The organism is Pseudomonas sp. BO3-4 (assembly GCF_034044115.1).
GTDB lineage: Bacteria > Pseudomonadota > Gammaproteobacteria > Pseudomonadales > Pseudomonadaceae > Aquipseudomonas > Aquipseudomonas alloputida.
The window spans coordinates 3,868,365-3,884,930 of sequence record NZ_CP139018.1 but is presented as its reverse complement, the minus strand read 5'-3'; the positions used below and the strand labels follow the sequence as shown (position 1 = coordinate 3,884,930).

The 16,566-nt window shown below is 63.1% G+C and carries 17 protein-coding genes and 1 pseudogene; 11 read left to right on the top strand and 7 right to left on the bottom strand.

Annotated elements, in window-relative coordinates; all coding sequences use genetic code 11:
* Nucleotides 1-49 precede the first annotated feature (49 nt).
* Nucleotides 50-673 (bottom strand): glutathione S-transferase family protein, encoded by a 624-nt coding sequence (locus tag REH59_RS17930; protein WP_010953466.1) that lies wholly within the window; start codon nt 671-673, stop codon nt 50-52.
* A 198-nt stretch (nt 674-871) separates the two neighbouring features.
* Here REH59_RS17930 and REH59_RS17925 point away from each other — a divergent pair, with 198 nt between their 5' ends.
* The 4 genes from REH59_RS17925 (at nt 872) to REH59_RS17910 (ending at nt 3,975) form a co-directional block, all read left to right on the top strand.
* Nucleotides 872-1,174, top strand: a complete 303-nt coding sequence (locus tag REH59_RS17925) for a DUF3077 domain-containing protein (RefSeq protein ID WP_014860864.1) — start codon at nt 872-874, stop codon at nt 1,172-1,174.
* 79 nt (nt 1,175-1,253) lie between these two features.
* Nucleotides 1,254-1,976, top strand: a complete 723-nt coding sequence (locus REH59_RS17920) for a hypothetical protein (RefSeq protein ID WP_014860863.1) — start codon at nt 1,254-1,256, stop codon at nt 1,974-1,976.
* 126 nt (nt 1,977-2,102) lie between these two features.
* Nucleotides 2,103-3,029 (top strand): LysR family transcriptional regulator, encoded by a 927-nt coding sequence (locus REH59_RS17915; protein ID WP_003250758.1) that lies wholly within the window; start codon nt 2,103-2,105, stop codon nt 3,027-3,029.
* A 169-nt stretch (nt 3,030-3,198) separates the two neighbouring features.
* On the top strand, nt 3,199-3,975 hold the full coding sequence (locus REH59_RS17910) for an SDR family oxidoreductase (protein ID WP_014860862.1): 777 nt from the start codon (nt 3,199-3,201) through the stop codon (nt 3,973-3,975).
* Nucleotides 3,976-3,986: 11 nt separating this feature from the next.
* Here the strand turns inward: REH59_RS17910 and REH59_RS17905 are convergent, their stop codons facing one another.
* Nucleotides 3,987-4,541, bottom strand: coding sequence for a WYL domain-containing protein (locus REH59_RS17905; protein ID WP_014860861.1), 555 nt, complete (start codon nt 4,539-4,541; stop codon nt 3,987-3,989).
* 93 nt (nt 4,542-4,634) lie between these two features.
* Here REH59_RS17905 and REH59_RS17900 point away from each other — a divergent pair.
* Nucleotides 4,635-4,877 (top strand): annotated as a pseudogene (locus REH59_RS17900) (Zn-dependent hydrolase); the annotation flags it as partial.
* A gap of 8 nt (nt 4,878-4,885) precedes the next feature.
* Here REH59_RS17900 and REH59_RS17895 read toward each other — a convergent pair.
* Together REH59_RS17895 and REH59_RS17890 are read right to left on the bottom strand one after the other, a co-directional pair.
* The gene (locus tag REH59_RS17895) at nt 4,886-5,161 is read right to left on the bottom strand and encodes a hypothetical protein (protein ID WP_128573741.1); all 276 of its coding nucleotides are present in this window, start codon (nt 5,159-5,161) and stop codon (nt 4,886-4,888) included.
* Nucleotides 5,162-5,935: 774 nt separating this feature from the next.
* Nucleotides 5,936-7,360 carry a PLP-dependent aminotransferase family protein gene (locus REH59_RS17890; RefSeq protein ID WP_012052839.1) on the bottom strand — a complete coding sequence of 475 codons (1,425 nt, stop codon included), beginning with the start codon at nt 7,358-7,360 and terminating at the stop codon, nt 5,936-5,938.
* Between the two features lie 325 nt (nt 7,361-7,685).
* Here REH59_RS17890 and REH59_RS17885 point away from each other — a divergent pair, with 325 nt between their 5' ends.
* The gene (locus REH59_RS17885) at nt 7,686-9,098 is read left to right on the top strand and encodes an amino acid permease (RefSeq protein ID WP_004575400.1); all 1,413 of its coding nucleotides are present in this window, start codon (nt 7,686-7,688) and stop codon (nt 9,096-9,098) included.
* A gap of 3 nt (nt 9,099-9,101) precedes the next feature.
* Here REH59_RS17885 and REH59_RS17880 read toward each other — a convergent pair whose 3' ends face one another.
* Nucleotides 9,102-9,281: a hypothetical protein gene (locus tag REH59_RS17880; RefSeq protein ID WP_014860860.1), complete on the bottom strand. Its 180-nt coding sequence runs from the start codon at nt 9,279-9,281 to the stop codon at nt 9,102-9,104.
* Between the two features lie 114 nt (nt 9,282-9,395).
* On the opposite strand from REH59_RS17880, the gene tam reads away from it, so the two are divergent.
* Entirely contained in the window at nt 9,396-10,172 is a 777-nt protein-coding gene (gene tam, locus REH59_RS17875; protein WP_003250773.1) for a trans-aconitate 2-methyltransferase, read from the top strand.
* Here the strand turns inward: tam and REH59_RS17870 are convergent.
* Nucleotides 10,162-10,533: a DUF2784 domain-containing protein gene (locus tag REH59_RS17870; protein ID WP_003250774.1), complete on the bottom strand. Its 372-nt coding sequence runs from the start codon at nt 10,531-10,533 to the stop codon at nt 10,162-10,164. The genes tam and REH59_RS17870 overlap by 11 nt on opposite strands.
* A 157-nt stretch (nt 10,534-10,690) precedes the next feature.
* The gene (locus REH59_RS17865) at nt 10,691-11,560 is read right to left on the bottom strand and encodes a LysR substrate-binding domain-containing protein (RefSeq protein WP_014860859.1); all 870 of its coding nucleotides are present in this window, start codon (nt 11,558-11,560) and stop codon (nt 10,691-10,693) included.
* Between the two features lie 243 nt (nt 11,561-11,803).
* Between REH59_RS17865 and REH59_RS17860 the strand changes: the two genes are divergently transcribed.
* The 4 genes from REH59_RS17860 to REH59_RS17845 all read left to right on the top strand — a co-directional run bounded on the left by REH59_RS17860 (nt 11,804) and on the right by REH59_RS17845 (nt 16,419).
* Nucleotides 11,804-13,120 carry an MFS transporter gene (locus REH59_RS17860; RefSeq protein WP_014860858.1) on the top strand — a complete coding sequence of 439 codons (1,317 nt, stop codon included), beginning with the start codon at nt 11,804-11,806 and terminating at the stop codon, nt 13,118-13,120.
* A 14-nt stretch (nt 13,121-13,134) separates the two neighbouring features.
* Nucleotides 13,135-14,526 carry an FAD-dependent oxidoreductase gene (locus REH59_RS17855; protein WP_014860857.1) on the top strand — a complete coding sequence of 464 codons (1,392 nt, stop codon included), beginning with the start codon at nt 13,135-13,137 and terminating at the stop codon, nt 14,524-14,526.
* Between the two features lie 97 nt (nt 14,527-14,623).
* Nucleotides 14,624-15,337, top strand: a complete 714-nt coding sequence (locus REH59_RS17850; RefSeq protein ID WP_004575404.1) for a YebC/PmpR family DNA-binding transcriptional regulator — start codon at nt 14,624-14,626, stop codon at nt 15,335-15,337.
* Between the two features lie 137 nt (nt 15,338-15,474).
* The gene (locus REH59_RS17845) at nt 15,475-16,419 is read left to right on the top strand and encodes a LysR family transcriptional regulator (RefSeq protein ID WP_014860856.1); all 945 of its coding nucleotides are present in this window, start codon (nt 15,475-15,477) and stop codon (nt 16,417-16,419) included.
* The last annotated feature ends 147 nt before the right edge of the window (nt 16,420-16,566 follow it).

The following is a 16,566-nucleotide window of genomic DNA, read 5'->3' as shown; positions in this document are numbered from 1 at the left end:
CCGGAACCTTGGGGCGCCTTGCGCCCCTGGATACACGTCCTTGCGGGTACTACGGGGTACCGTTTCGGCCATGCAGGTGATAGGCAGGGCGCTCGCTCAGGCGCTCGTAATAATCGCGCACCGCGGGCAGGTGCGGGTGCTCGAACGGCGTTTCGAACCAGCGGTTGACCGACAGGCCGATCGGGATGTCGGCCAGGGTGAACTGGCTGCCGGCCACATAGGCACCGGTGCTGGCCAGCTGGCGGTCGAGGATGCGCATGTAGCGTGACCACTCGGCACAACCGGCAGCCAGTGCTTGTGGGTCCTGGTGAGCGGGCGAATGCCTGACCAGCGACATGAACGCGTAGCTCCAAGAGCGGTTGAGGTCCGAGGCCTGCCAGTCGATCCACTGGTCGATCCGCGCCCGCGCCTGGGCCTCGCCGGGATAGAACGCGGTGGCGCCGTAGCGGCTGGCCAGGTAACGGATGATGCTATTGGATTCCCACAAGGTGAAGTCGCCGTCCTGGATCACCGGAATCATGGCGTTGGGGTTCAGCGCGAGGAACTCGGTGCTGTCAGTGGCCTTGAAGCCGGAACCCCAGTCTTCGCGCTCGAACGCGATCTCGAATTCGGCGCAGGCCCACAGGACTTTTCGCACATTGATGGAAGAGGCTCTTCCCAGTATCCGCAGCATGGTGTTCGTCCTTGTGTGGGGGAGGTTGATCGTCCGCCACTGCCGGGGGCGGGTCAAGGGGGCTGAGCGGGGGCTCGGCGCTCCCTGTGCAGGGTTCTTGTAGTCCATTTCCTAAAGTGACCCTTTCCACCCCTTTGTCATTGTAATGGGGTAGGCAGCGGCCTAGCCTCGGCAAGCGCCTAACCTTGAGGAATGGACATGGACAGCGAAACGCCGAAAAACAGCAGCAAGCCCTATGTCGTGCAAGCCGCGAGCCGCTTTGGCAACAGCGATGCCGAACTGGTGCAAATGAAACCGCAACTGCCAATACGCACCGCACTGATGGAAGCTTCGGGCATCATGGGCTGCATCACCGAGATCACCCGCAAGGCCATCGACAGGCCTGACGACCGCCAGGTGATGATGAAGGCCACGTACTACCTGGCCGGGATGGCCAAGTCACTGATCGACGGCCAGCTGCTGCAGATGCGTCAGGCGCGCGAAGGCGGGGGCGAAGCCTAGCCAGGCTTGCCTGGGGGGCGCGAACTTGGCACCCTTGGGCGGTTTTAATCGTCTGTAACACGACAGAAGGAAGCATGCATTGAGCTGGGACAAGGTGGGGAAGCTTCTCGTCGCCGTGCTGATCGGCCTGATGGTCCTGTTGGCCGCCTACGCGTTGCTCAGGGGCAATCCGCGCCTTGAGGCGTCACTGACCTATGCCTACCTCACTTACCCCAGCCAGTTCAGCGAGCGGATCAGCAAGGCCAGCGAACAGCTGAAGTATGAGCAGTTGCAGGGGCAAATCAACGGTATCGTTCAAGGCCAGCTGGGCCATGATCAGGTCGAGCGGCTCATCGAAATGGCGCAGGCCCCTTATGCCCAGCTGTTCGCCAAGCCTTTCGAGGCCGGGCTGGTCGACCACCGTGCCGGCCTGCTGATCGAACTGCACAACAGCGGTAATGCGCAGGTCCGGCAGGTAAAAATCCGCCTGCCAGCCAAAGGCCTGGTGCAGGTGCGCGATGCTGCCGGCAACGACACGCTGCTGGAAACCCCCGCCGCCCAGGTTGATATCCCGGCCATCGAGCCAGGTGGCACCTGCAAGGTGTGGGTGTATTTCGATGCCGACTACTCGCAGATTCGCCATGGCGGGGTCAGTATCAGCCATGCCGATGGTGAGGCCAATGTGCAAGTGTACCGCGAAGTCATCGGTTTTCCGGCCATGGTGGCCCGTTACAGCCGTGAGCTGATGATACTGCTTGGCATACTGGCGGCCAGCGTACTGGGCTTGGCCTATGCCTGCCTGGCGCGTCGTGTTCCGCGGTAAAACAGCCTGCAGAAAAATGCGTGCATGCGTTCTGCGATCAAGGGTCATTTGCTGAAAACGCAACACGCCCCCGCAGACGACCCTCTATAGTGCTCGGCATGACGAAACCCCTGCCGAGCCTGCCTGATGATTCCTTCTCTGGACGCCATTTTTTCTCGCCTGCGCCTGCGCCAGTTGCGCTTGCTGATTGAGCTGGACCGCTGTGGCTCGCTGCACAAGGCAGCTGAAGCCATGGCCATTTCCCAGCCCGGCGCCACCAAGGCCCTGCGCGAGGTCGAGGAGGTGCTGGGCGTACCGTTGTTCCAGCGAATGCCCAGCGGCCTGGTTGCCAACGAGGTGGGCCGCTGCGTGGTGCGCTACGCGCGGCTGATCCACAGCGACCTGGGGCATCTGCGCGAAGAGGTGTTGGGCATCGTCCAAGGCCAGGGCGGGCGGCTGGCGGTGGGCAGTATCATGGGGGCGATGCCCACACTGGTCAGCGCCCTCGGGCGCTTGCGCCGCAAACAGCCGCAACTGGCAGTGGAAATTGCCGAGAATACCAGCGCCAACCTGCTCGCCCAGCTGGACGAAGGGCGCCTGGACCTGGCCATCTGCCGGCCAGGGCTGGGCCGCAACGCGGCGGAATATGGCTTTGTCGAACTGGCCCAGGAGCCGCTGGCGGTGGTCGCGCATCCGCAGCATCCGCTGGCCGGGGCGGCGGCACTCAAGATCAGCGACCTTAGCCATTATCGCTGGGTGGTTTATCCGGCCAACATGCCCATGCGCCAAGCGCTGGAACGCGAGTTGAGCGAGGCTGGGGTGGCGGTGTCGCGTTATCCGCTGGAGACCTTCTCCACCTTCGCCACCTTCATGCTGCTTGAAGATGACCCGACATTGGTGGCGGTCATTCCCCGTGCAGTGGCGGCCTTTGCCGAGCAGCGCGGGTTGCTGGTGTCGCTGGCGGTGCCGCTACGGGCGCTGAGCGAGCCGTTCGGCATCGTGCACCGGGTCGCGGCGCCGTTATCGCCTGCGGCACGATTGCTGGTGGAGGAACTGACGGCGGGTGAAGTGTGACGCTACCCCTCTATTCCCAGCCCGTTGTCGAAGCGCTGGTTGGGATAAGCGGCGGTTATCGGTGGATCAGTTCTTTTCATTATCGGTGGCCCTGTCCTGTGCTCTAGATTGCCCCCCGGCAGTGCCTGTCAGTCACCCTGTAACCCTGATTGCATCTAGGAGCAAACCAATGGATCTAGGCATCACCGGCCGCTGGGCCATCGTCTGCGCGGCCAGCCAAGGCCTTGGCAAAGGCTGCGCCGAAGCGCTGTGCAAAGAAGGCGTCAACCTGGTCATCAATGCCCGTACCCAGGCCACCCTGGAGCAGACCGCCAGCGAGTTGCGCAGGGCCTGCCCGGGCATCGAGGTCCATACCGTGGCAGGTGATGTGGCCGATCCCAAGGTGCGCCTGGCGCTGTTGGCGGCCTGCCCGCAGGTCGACATTCTGGTCAACAACGCCGGTGGCCCGCCACCGGGGGACTTCCGTGATTGGGAGCGTGATGACTGGCTGAAGGCGCTGGACGCCAACATGCTCACGCCCATCGAGCTGATCAAGGCGGTGGTCGATGGCATGGCCGAACGTGGTTTTGGCCGGGTGGTGAACATCACCTCCGGCGCGGTGAAGGCACCGATCGACATGCTGGGTTTATCCAACGGTGCCCGCAGTGGCCTGACCGGATTCATTGCCGGCCTGGCCCGGCAGCAGCGCCTGGCGGGCCGCAATGTGACACTCAACAACCTGTTGCCTGGGGCGTTCGACACGGCGCGCCTGCAAAAGACCTTGAAGGCGGCGGGTGGTGATGTGGAAGTCACTGCCCAGGCACGGCGCAAGGCCATTCCGGCGTCGCGTTTTGGCGAAGCCGCGGAGTTTGGCGCGTATTGCGCATTTCTGTGCAGTGCGCATGCCGGGTACATCACCGGGCAGAACCTGCTGATCGATGGCGGGGCGTATCCAGGAACCTACTGACGCCGTTGGCGCTATTGCTTGCAGCCGCCTTCGCCCTCATGCAGCGCCAGGCTCTGGCGCAATTGTTCAATCATGGCCGCACGTAGCGCCTGCGGCGCCTGGATGCGGATCGAACCCGCCTGGGACAGCAGCCAGCCCATCAGCGCGCGGTTGTCGTCGACGGTGGCCACCAGCGCGGCGCCGCCGCCAGCCTGCGGCGTCAGTTGCATATCGACGGACAGGGGTGACTGTTCCAGGCGGCGGGCCAGCGCGTCATCGACCCAGGCATACAGTACAACGTGTGTCGGGGGGGTAAGTGCGTCGGGTTGCAGCTGCTGCGCTTCGCCCAGGCTCAAGCCCGGTTGCCAGTACCAGCCATAAGGCATGCCTTTACTGTTGCACTGTAGCGGGAACAGTGCGGCGAGCTCCACCAGGTCGCGCTCGACGGTGCGTTTGCTGGTGGAATGGCCCACGGTTGTCAGGGCAGCCTGCAACTGGGTGGAGCTCATGCCTGGGTGGCGGCCGGGCAGTAACTTGAGCAGTTGCCACTGGCGGGCGATGGTGTGGCGGGTCGGGTGGCTGGGCAAAGGGCTCATCCTTGAAGACAGGCACCAAGCCTGCCTGGGTAGTGGCGTTTAGCTATTGCCTAGCATACCTTGTCACAAGATGGGATCCAAGTTGTGGCATCAGGCCTCGGTCAAGTGGTGCGGCGCCTGAGCGACCTGGACATCCAAACCCGCAAGCCACTGGACATTGCCGTATGGACCAACGAGGAGGGCGCGCGCTTCATCCCGGCCCTGTTCGGCTCGGCGGTGTTCACTGGCAGCCTCGCGCTGGCCGAGGCGCTGGCCATTCGCGATGCCGATGGCGTCAGTGTCGCCGACGAACTGCACCGCACCGGGTACGCCGGCCAACGCCCGCTGGTGTGCTGTCAACTTTGATTGAAAGTGTACTTATTTTCGAGCATGAATTTTGGTGCCGTCCATTTTGGGCCTTTCACATATCCACCGGCTTTTTGCTCAATCAAGCCGTCGCTCGTCATTCGTCTGATCAGTTCGATGAGGCCAATGCAGTCACCTAGGTGAATCCAATTGTTCTGGGTGTAAAGCCTGTCTAGTTGCGGGTGGGAGATGCCAGTACCTCTGGTGAAAAATAAAATTACATCCGTAGGAGATTCGTTTTTAATTACATCGTGAATGGTATCCATGGTTTTCCCGCTCAAGCTGGATTACCTCTGCTTCTAGCGCTTGCGCTGTATATAATAGCTCGGCGTCTGATCCAGGCTGATAGTCTTCCAAAGTGGCTGCGTGAATATTGTTCCAAGTCTCGCCGCCATCAGTTGGTAGAATTTTATCAGCAATGCCAAGGGCGCGGAGGTGCTCAAGCCCCCTTATTTCATGTATGAAAAATCGCTTGTCGATGTCGGTTGCTTGTAGTGTGCGCTGTAGATTTTTTCGAGTCTATCTATCATCATTTTGTTCGCGCCTGACGGCAGAAGTCGACTTGTTTGTAATTTGACTAACTCGACGCCGCCTGCTGTGATCCGGGCCTCTCTCCAATCCATTCGTTCGATTGGGCCCCCGGCTTTGTCCAGGTTGTAGGGGCGTCAGCTGTAAGCCCCTATAATTCTCACGCCGGGATAGGGAGAATTGAAAACCACCTACAGTGGCGGTAGGCCTGACTCTGGCGGGAAAAAGCAGTAGATGCAGTCTTTATAATTCGGTGGCTCATGAGGCACAACACTTCTTCTTAACTTCTTTGATCACACAGTTCAAACCTGCTCCCTGCCCCAGTCACTTTCCTGCACCTGCTCCTTGTAGTCACAGGCTCTAACGCGCCAGGAATATTTGGGGCGAGAGGAGCAAGCGCGAAGGGGGTGATGGAGCCAATAAGTGCATGCCACAACATCTTCAACGCCTGTGAGATGTCGTGGCGCGCGGGCGGCGCTCAATCCCACAGGCGGTGCGGATGTCGTGGCGAACTACATCCCACTCCGGCGCACATGCTTGACGAAGACCTTCTCCAACAACTCCCACATCGCCGGGTCCGTACTGAAGGCCACGTTGAAGCGCATCCACCCGGTCGCTTTGGCGTCGACCATGAACAACTGCCCAGGCCCAAGCATGATGCCTTTCTCCAGCGCATCGTCCAGCAACGCTGCACTGTCGGGAATCGCCGGGTGGCGGGTCCAGATGTACATGCCTTCATCCGATTCGGTGAACAGTTCGAAGCCTAATCGATGCAGATGCCGGCCAACTTCCTGGTGCGCCTCGGCCAGCCGCTGGCGCAGGCGCTTGAGGTGCTTACGCCAGCGCCCGTCGATGATCGCCGCATACACCACGCGCTCCATCACCTGCGAAGTGGTCAGGCCTGAGCGCATTTTCAGGTGCAGCAGTTTTTGCATCAGCTCGGGGTTGGCCAGCATGTAGCCGACCCGTACGTTGGGTGAAATGCTCTTGGAATAGCTGCCCACGTACACCACCTGCTGCAGATGGTCGAGGCTGGCCAGGCATGGCTGCGGCTCGGCGACCATGTCGGCGTACAGGTTGTTCTCCACCAGGCGGAAGCCATGCTGGCTGGCAAGCTGCAGCAGGCGGTGCAACTGCGGCAGCGGGGTGCGCGAGCACGTCGGGCTGTGCAGGTGCGGCTGGGTGAAGAACGCCGTCGGGCGGTGGTGGGTGAGCAATTGCTCCAGCTGGTTCAGGTCGTAGCCGGCCGGTGTACGTGGCACGCCTACCAGGGTTGCGCCTTGGGTGCGCAGGATGCTCATGAGGTTCGGGTAGCCGGGGTCGTCCACCAGCACCACATCGCCCGGGCGCACCAGTGTGCGTGCGGCCAGGTCCAGGGCCTGGCTGGCGCCGTGGGTGAGCATCAGCTGTGCTGGGTTGGCGACGATCGACAGCTCTTGTTGCAGGTTCTGGGCGGTCAGCGCACGCAGCTCCATCAGGCCCATGGGGTCGCCGTACCCCGACAACTCCAGCGGGCTGCCGGCCACCTGGCGCAGGCCGCGGCGCAGGCCGTCTTCGTACATCCAGTCGTTGGGCAGCCAGCCGCACCCCGGTTTGTACGGCAACTGGCGGATTTCGAAAATCTGCTGCAGGTACCACTCGGAGTTGAACGTTGGTCGACTGGTGTCGGCCTCGGTGTTGTGCTGCTCCAGCAGTTCGCCCGCCGCACGGTTGACGAAGAACCCCGCATTGCCACGGCTCACCAGCAGCCCCTGGGCGACCAGGCGGTCGTAGGCCTCGACCACGGTGAAGGTACTCACCGAATAGCTGGCGGCAAAGGCGCGGATCGACGGGACCTTGGCGCCTGGCTTGAGGGTTTGGTTGTCGATCAGCTCGCGCAGCCCATCGATGATCTGGTTGACCAGCGGGGTAGAGGAGTCTGGATGTAATTCGAACATTCGGGGCCTTCAGGGTGCGTATCGCCTGGCGTCTGCAGGGTGTACTGCATGGGCGACCTATACAGTGCAGTGCGAGATTCATGCCACTGTGCATGGCTCTCTGCGTCGGACATTTTTACATTAGGTGTCGGATATCGCCACATAAAGCATGTTCAGTTCGCCTCAGGCAGTCGCCCTGGGGCGCGTCAGCAGGCCGCCATGGAAGGCCTGCGTGTGTAAGTTCACACCATCCTGCCCGCATTAGCACTGATGTACAGGTGAAATCGCCAGCCATCGGGGTTTCACAGTTTTCCTTGGATAAAAAGAAGCACGGGGTACACAACTGATGGACGCAACATCCACAACCACCACCGCGAAAAGCGGGCACGAGAGCAAGCTCAGTGCCTCGCTGAAGTCGCGCCACCTGACGATGATGTCGATCGCCGGGGTTATCGGCGGCGCCTTGTTCGTCGGTTCCGGCAGCGTGATCCACAGCGCCGGCCCAGCCGCTGTCCTGGCCTACCTGGCAGGCGGCATCCTGGTGGTGCTGATCATGCGCATGCTGGGTGAAATGGCGACTTCCTCGCCTGACACCGGCTCGTTCTCAACCTACGCCGACCGCGCCATTGGCCGTTGGGCCGGTTTCACCATCGGCTGGCTGTACTGGTGGTACTGGGTCATCCTCATGGCCTGGGAAGCCTATGTGGCGGGCAAGATCCTGCATGGCTTCTTCCCCGACGTCAGCGTCAACGTGTTCGTGCTGGCCACGACCCTGTTGCTGATCACCGTCAACTTCTTCAACGTCAAGCACTACGGTGAGTTCGAGTTCTGGTTCGCCTTGATCAAGGTGATTGCGATCGTCTGCTTCCTGATCGTGTGTACCGCTGCCGTGATGAACATCTGGCAGTTCGGTGAAGTGCGTGGCATCAGCCACCTCACCGCCGAAGGCTTCATGCCCAATGGCATCACCACTGTGATCGGTGCCTTGCTCGGGGTGATGTTCGCCTTCCTCGGCGCAGAGATCGTCACCATCGCCGCTTCCGAAGCCAAAGACCCGGCTGCGCAGATCGTCAAGGCGACCAACTCGGTGGTCTGGCGTGTGTGCCTGTTCTACGTCGGCTCGATCTTCCTGATCGTCTGCCTGGTACCGTGGAACGACCCGCACCTGGGTGTTTCTGGCTATGGCGCCTATCGCCGTACCCTGGAACTGCTGGGCGTGCCGTATGCCGAGCTGCTGATGAACTTCGTGGTGCTGACTTCGGTGAGCAGCTGCCTGATCTCGGGCCACTACACCGCTTCGCGCATGCTGTTCTCCCTGGCCCAGCGTGGCGATGCGCCGTCGTTCTTCAAGATCACCCGCGCCGGTACCGGTGTACCGGTGTACGCGATCATGGGTTCGTGCGCCGTGGCCGTGGTGTGTGCATTGATCAACTTCAGCGAGACCCTGCGCCCGAAAGACGTGCTGGACACCCTGATGAACACCACCGGCATGATCGCCCTGCTGGTGTACCTGGTCATCGCCTTCTCGCAGCTGCGCATGCGCCGCAAGCTGATTGCCGAGGGCAAGGAAGTACGCCTGAAGATGTGGCTGTTCCCGTGGCTGACCTACCTGGTGATCGCGTTCATCGTGGCTGCCCTGGTCACCATGGCCTTCATGCCTGACTACCAGATTCTGGTCATTTCCACCGGTATCGCTGCGGCGGTCGTGGTGGCGATGGGTGTGGTGCACCAGATCCGCTCTGGTAGCAAGCAGCACTAAGCGTCACTCGCGTCTGGAAACGGCCGGCTCCCTTGGGGACCCGGCCGTTTCGCGTTGTTGGGCCTGGGCTTTTTCTGCAGGCATGTGGAAACCTTGGTTCATCCACGGTGAACCGAGCAGGGCGGCCGCAGCGATCAGGGCCAGGATGGCGAGGGCGATGTAGGTCTTCAAGGGCGTGCGCATGCAAGGACTGACTTCAAGCAGAGGTGATCAGTTCCGGGGTAATCCGTTCGCAACCGTCCCGCCGGGCGACAGATGGCATATGCTAGGCACATTGCCCGCCCAAAGGAGCCGCACATGGCCTGGTCTGCCAACCAGTATTCCCTGTTCGAAGACGAACGCACACGCGCCGTACGCGACCTGATTGCCGCCATCCCGCCACGGCCGGTGCGCCACGCCACCGACCTGGGGTGCGGCCCCGGTAACTCGACCGAAGTGCTGCTGCAACGTTACCCCGATGCTCAGGTGACGGCGCTGGACAGCGACCCGGACATGATCGACAAGGCCCGTGAGCGCAAGCGGCTGTGCATCCCGCGTGTGCGCACGGTCATTGCCGACATTGCCGGCTGGGCTGCCCCCGAGCCGCAGGACCTGATCCTGGCCAATGCCTCGCTGCAATGGGTACCTGACCACGCCTTGCTGTATCCGCATCTGGTGCGCCAGCTCAGCGAAGGCGCCAGCCTGGCCGTGCAGACCCCGGACAACCTCGACGAGCCGGCCCACCGGCAGTTGCGCGAGATCGCAAGCCAAGGCCCTTGGGCGGCGAAGTTCGCCGACTTGCAGCTGCCGCCACGGCACAACGCGGCGTTCTACTACGACTTGCTCAGCCCGCTGTGCGCACGGGTGGATGTGTGGCGCACCACCTATCATCACCCGTTGATGGGGGGCGCCGAAGCGGTAGTGGAATGGTTCAAGGGCTCGGCGTTGCGGCCTTATCTGGCCAGGCTTGATGAGCAGGAGCAGGCCGACTTCCTGCAGATGTACCTGCAGGCCATGCAGCGCGATTATCCGCCGGCCTCTGATGGCAAGGTCCTGTTGCCCTTCCCGCGGTTGTTCGTGATCGCTACCCGCTAGGGCGGCGCCAGCGCCAGGCCACGTAGCTGTAGATGCCGAGGTTCAGCGCCAGCACGAGGGTGCCCAGCAGCAGCTGGATCTGCGGGGTCAGGCCGGCGGGGTAGATCAGTGGCCAGACGTAGTGCTCGACGAAGCTGCCCTGGTAACCGGCGTCACCGGCGGCATTGCGCATGCGGTTTTCCCAGGTGGTCAGCGGGCAGCCCAGGTGCAGGCACTCCACCGCCAGGCCCCAGGCCAGGGCCGGCAAGTGCAGCAACAGGGCAGGGCGCCAGCGCAGCACCAGCAGCCCGCCGAACAGCACCAGCAGGATGAAGGCCAGGTGCAGCAGCACCAGGGTGTCGGCGGCAAGGCGGTAGAGCATGGGGTGGGCGCCCGGGGATTGGGGTTATCCCAGCATAGTCGGGTTGCCTGATCTGGCCCCTTCGCGGGCTCGCCCGCTCCCACAGCATCACCACAGATTCCGGATGCCGCGCAGGACCTGTGGGAGCGGGCGAGCCCGCGAAAAGGCCAGCACAGGCCTACCCCCCTTCCTCGACCATCTGCAGGAAAGTCGCCACCACCCGGCGTGTACGCTGCTCGCTCAGGCACACCAGGGTCTCGGTCAAATGCCGCTGGCAATCGACAATCGGCAACGCACACACCCGCGCATCGGCACCGAACTCCGCCGCCGACACCACACCCACACCAATCCCTACCACCACCGCTTCACGCGCCGCTTCCCGGCCCTCCACCTGGATCGCTGCGCGTATCCGCAGGCCGGCACGTTGCATCTCTTCTTCCAGCGTTTGCCGCGTTACCGAGCCGGGCTCGCGCAGCACCAGTGGCGTGTCGTCCAGGTCGGCCAGGCTGATCGAGCCACGGCTGGCCCATGGGTGGTGGTGGGAAACGAACGCCACCATCGGGTCACGACGCAGCGGCAGGCAATGCAGGCGCTCATCGTCGACATCCCGCCCCAGCAGGGCCAGGTCGGCCTGATAGCTGAACAGCCGCGCCAGCGATTCGTCGGTATTGCCCGTTTCGATCTTCACCTGGATACCCGGAAAACGCTGGCAGAAGCGGGCGATCTGCGGCAGCACGTGCACCGGCGCATCCACTGCCAGCACCAGGCTGCCGGTGTGCAGCGCACGCGAGTCGTGCAGCAGCTCTTGTGCCTCGGCCTCGCAGGCGAACAGGCGCTGGCTGATGCCCAGTAGCCGCTCGCCAAGGTCGGTGAGCTGCACCGAGCGTTTGTTGCGGTGGAACAGCAATACGCCGAAGCGCTCCTCCAGTTTGCGCACCTGATCGGACACCGCAGGCTGGGTAAGAAACAGCCTTTCAGCGGCGCGGGTAAAGCTGCCGTGTACGGCCACCGCGTGGAAAGCCTTGAGTTGAGCGTGGGAAACCGACATGACGACCTCAGTAACAAGCTGGGCTTATGTGTGTAATACGATAAATCGATTTTATTTATCTTACAGCAACTGTTTCCATGGATTTCAGCCCGACGCTGGCACCACGAATGCCGCCAGGGCCATGGCGCTCACACGGCGCCACCTGACCCGATGACAGCCTCGTCATCGCTGTGCGTAACACAAGAACAAGACAGGCGTTTCTTCACATTCTGCCGGCACACTTGAGCAAGAGGTCAGACTTACATGAACCAATCCCTAGCCGCGTTCAAACGCTGGCGCATCCAGATTTTCGCCATCACCTGGCTGGCTTACGCCGCCTTCTACTTCACCCGCAAAGCCTTCTCGGTGGCCAAACTGGGCATCGCCGAAGACCCAGGCTTCATGCTCGACAAGGCCGCCATGGCCAACCTGGACGCCATCTACCTGGCCGCCTATGCCGTGGGCCAATTCACCTGGGGCATGCTTGCCGACCGCTTCGGCCCGCGCGTGGTCGTGCTGGGCGGGTTGCTGATTTCTGCGGCGGCGGCAGTGGTGATGGGCAGTTACGCAACCTTCCCGATCTTCGCCACCTGCATGCTGGTACAGGGCCTGGCGCAATCCACCGGCTGGGCCGGCTTGTGCAAGAACATCGGCAGCTTCTTCCCGGCTTCGCAGCGCGGGCGGGTGCTGGGCCTGTGGAGTTCCTGCTATGCCTTCGGCGGCCTGGTGGCCTCGCCGTTCGCGGGCTGGTGGGCCTACACCCTGGTGGGTACCTGGCATGCGGCGTTCTTCTCCAGCGCGGCAGTGGTGGCGCTGGTGGCGGTGCTGTTCTTCTTCCTGCAGCGCAACAAACCCGAGGACGTCGGCTTGCCGGCGGTTGAGCCCGAGCCGCAAAGCATGGCCCCGGCCGGCAACCTGTGCAGCGTGTGGGCACCCCTGCGGGAGATCCTGCGCAACCGCACGGTGTTGACCCTGGGCCTTGCGTACTTCCTGTTGAAGCCTGCGCGCTACGCCATCTTGCTGTGGGGCCCTGTGATCGTCTTCGAGCAGATGCCCTCGGTGGGCAAAGTGGGCGCGGCAATCATCCCGACTGCTTTCGAACTGGCCGGGCTGCTTGGCCCGATCATGATCGGCCTGGCCTCGGACAAACTGTTTGGCGCCCGGCGCATGCCGGCCTGCGTGATCAGCCTGGTGCTGCTGACCGTGACACTGGCGTTGTTCATGGCGGCCATGCACACCGGCAGCGTGCTGCTGGTGGTGGCCTTGCTGTTCGTCATGGGCCTGACCCTGTACGGGCCGGACTCGATGATCAGCGGCGCTGCAGCCATCGACTTCGGCACCGCCAAGGCCGGCGCCACCGCAGCAGGTTTCGTCAACGGCTGTGGCTCGGTGGGCGCGGTGCTGGGCGGGCTGCTGCCGGGTTACTTCGACGGCGTCACGGTGTTCATCGTGTTCGCGGGCTGCGCGCTGTTCTCGGCGCTGGTGTTGCTGCCGCACTGGAACAGCCGCCCGGCCAGCAGCGCGCAAGGCACCGACGTGGCACCGAACACCAGCATGGCAATCAAGCCACTGCGTACTTAAAGGAAAGCGAGCGAATGAGACCCTTCTGGCTGCAACAGGCCCTGGATTCGGCGCAGGAGGCGGTATGCCCGCCGCTGAAAGGCGATACCCGTTGCGATGTGTGCATTGTCGGCGGCGGCTACACCGGCCTGTGGACGGCGCTGATGCTCAAGGAAGCGGTACCGGCCCTGGATGTGGTGCTGATCGAGGCCGACATCTGTGGTGCCGGAGCCAGCGGCCGCAATGGGGGCTGTGCGTTGTCCTGGTCGGCCAAGTACTTCACCCTCGAACGCCTGTTCGGGGCGGCGGAGGCGGTGCGGCTGGTACGCGAGTCGGAGCGCAGCATCGCAGACATCGGTGTGTTCTGCGCGGCCAATGGCATCGACTGCGACTACCGCCTGGACGGCACGCTGTACACGGCCACCAACGCAGCGCAGGTCGGTGCCACCGACGCGGTGATCGCCGCGTTGGAGCACAAGGGCATCAACTCGTTCCGCCGCTTGCCGCTGGAGCAGGTGCAGCGCCTGGCCGGTTCGGCACGGCACCTGGAGGGCTGGTTCTCGCCGGCCGCCGCCACCGTGCAGCCTGGCAAACTGGTGCGCGGCCTGCGCCGGGTGGCCTTGCAGCGCGGCGTGCGGCTCTACGAAGGCACCGCCATGACCGGCCTGGAGCACGGCGCCCCGGTGCAGGTACGCACGGCCCACGGCACGCTGCGCGCCGACCGTGTCGTGCTGGGCCTCAATGCCTGGATGGCGCGCGTCTTCCCGCAGTTCGAGCGCAGTGTGGCGATCGTTTCCAGCGACATGGTCATTACCGAACCGTGCCCCGAGCTGCTGCGCCAGATCGGCCTGGACAGCGGCATCAGCGTGCTCGACTCGCGTATTTTCGTGCACTACTACCACAACACCTCCGATGGCCGGCTGATGCTCGGCAAGGGCGGCAACACGTTTGCCTATGGCGGGCGCATGTTGCCGGTGTTCGACCAGCCGTCGCCGTATCGGCGGTTGCTGCGCGAAAGCCTTGGCGGCTTTTTCCCGGCCTTGGCCGAGGTGCCACTGGCGGCCAGCTGGAACGGGCCGTCGGATCGCTCGGTAACCGGCCTGCCGTTCTTTGGTCGGTTGGACGGGCAGGGCAACGTGTTCTATGGCTTTGGTTACTCCGGCAGCGGTGTTGGCCCGTGCCACATGGGCGGGCAGATTCTTTCGTCGCTGGCGCTGGGACTGGACAACCCGTGGACCCGGTCGCCGCTGGTCAAAGGGCCGCTGGGGCTGTTCCCGCCCGAGCCGATCCGCTACCTGGGCTCGCTGGTGGTGCGCAATGCCATCCGCCGCAAGGAGCAGGCCGAAGATCGTGGTGTGCGCCCGCGAAGGCTGGACGTGCGGTTGGCGCGGTTTGCCGCGGCGGCGGGCAAAGCCGATAAAGGCTGATGAGATTTCTTGTCGATCCCATGCTCGAGGGCGTATAAAATGCACCCACTTTTGGCCGGTCGCTTCCTGAACCGGCCGCTGAAACAAGAGAGTCGACATGGGCGCACAGTGGAAAGCCAAACATAGAGAAACAGCGGCCAATGCCAAAGGCAAGATCATGGGCAAGCTGTCCAAGGAAATCCAGATCGCGGCCAAGTCGGGTGCCGATCCCGACATGAACCCGCGCCTGCGCCTGGCCATCGTGCAAGCCAAGAAGGCTTCGATGACCCGCGAGACCCTGGATCGGGCAATCCGCAAGGGCGCTGGCCTGGACGGTGATGCCGTGCAATACCATGCGGTGAGCTATGAAGGTTTCGCACCGCACCAGGTACCGCTGATCGTCGAGTGCCTGACCGACAACATCAACCGCACCGTCGCGCAGATCCGCGTGCTGTTCCGCAAGGGCCAGTTGGGTGCCAGCGGTTCGGTAGCGTGGGACTTCAACCATGTAGGCCTGATCGAAGCCACGCCTGCGAGCGCTGACGCTGATCCGGAAATGGCCGCGATCGAAGCCGGTGCCCAGGACTTCGAGGAAGGTGAAGAAGAGGGCTCGACCCTGTTCATTACCGACACCACCGACCTGGACGCGGTGCAGAAGGCCCTGCCAGAGCATGGTTTCACCGTGACCGCAGCAAAAATCGGCTACACCCCTAAAAACCCGGTAAGCGCGGCCAGCCTGAGTGCTGAAGCGTTGGCCGAGGTCGAAGCGTTCCTCGAGGCGATCGACGAGCACGATGACGTGCAGAACGTCTATGTTGGCCTGACCGAGTAATCGTCGGGGCCGCGTTGCGGCCTGTTCGCGGGCAAGCCCGCTCCCGCAGGTTTTTCACGATGCTGAACGATGTGAGAACCCTGTGAGAGCGGGCTTGCCCGCGAGAGGGCCCTTGAATTCCACCGCAGGGAGCCTGCATGAACCCCACCTTCGCCTCCCTCAGCCTCGCCCACCTGCGTACCCTCGACCACCTGTTGCAGCTTAAAAACCTCAGCCACGCGGCCGAGCGCCTGGGTGTCAGCCAATCGGCCCTGAGCCGCCAGTTGGCCCACCTGCGCGAAGCCTTCGATGATCCATTGCTGGTGCGCCAAGGGCGTGGTTACGTGCTTAGCGAACACGCCGAAGCCCTGGTCGAGCCTTTGCGCCAGGTGCTCGAAGAACTGCACGCGCTGCGCCAGCCCGCCATCTTCGACCCGGCGCGTTGCGAGCGGCGGTTCTGCCTGGCCGCTTCGGACTATGTGGCCGAGCACATGCTGCCGCTGCTGGTGGCGGCGCTGGAGCGCGAAGCGCCAGGTGTGTCGCTGGAGTACCGCACCTGGCAGGCCGGCCAGTACGCCTTGCTGGCCAGCGGAGAAATCGACCTGGCGACCACCTTGTTTGACGAGTCGCCGCCCAACCTGCATGGGCGGCTGCTGGGTGAGGACCGCGCGGTATGCCTGATGCGCCAGGATCATCCGTTGGCCGCGCAGGCTGCGCTCAGCCAGGCCGACTACCTGGCGTACAAGCATGTGCGCATTTCGGGCGGTGGCGACAAGGACAGCTTCATCGACCGGCACTTGCGTGCACAGGGCCTGCAGCGGCGGGTCAGCCTGGAAGTGCCGTTCTTCTGCGCCACGGTACAAGTGATTGCCAACAGTCAGGCAGTGGCCACGGTCCCCGAGCATATTGCCCGGCAGTTGTGCCGTTTACATCACCTGGCCTGGCGGCCACTGGGCTTCATTGACCACAGCCAGCGCTATTGGGTGGTGTGGCACCAGCGCCTGCAGGCTTCGGCCGAGCACCGCTGGTTGCGCAACCGGGTGTTCGAGCTGTGGCGCCAGTCGCAGTTCGGGGTGCAGGGCGGGCATGCGGGTTCGCCATAGCAGCTATGCGTGAAGCGGGGTTATTCGGCTGGGGATAGGTGCCTAGACTGGGACATTGTGTTGATTGTGCGGCTTCTTCGCGGCTGTAGGCGCGGGTTTACCCGCGAAAGGGCCAGCACAGGCAATGGATAACCCCAGGAGAGCTAG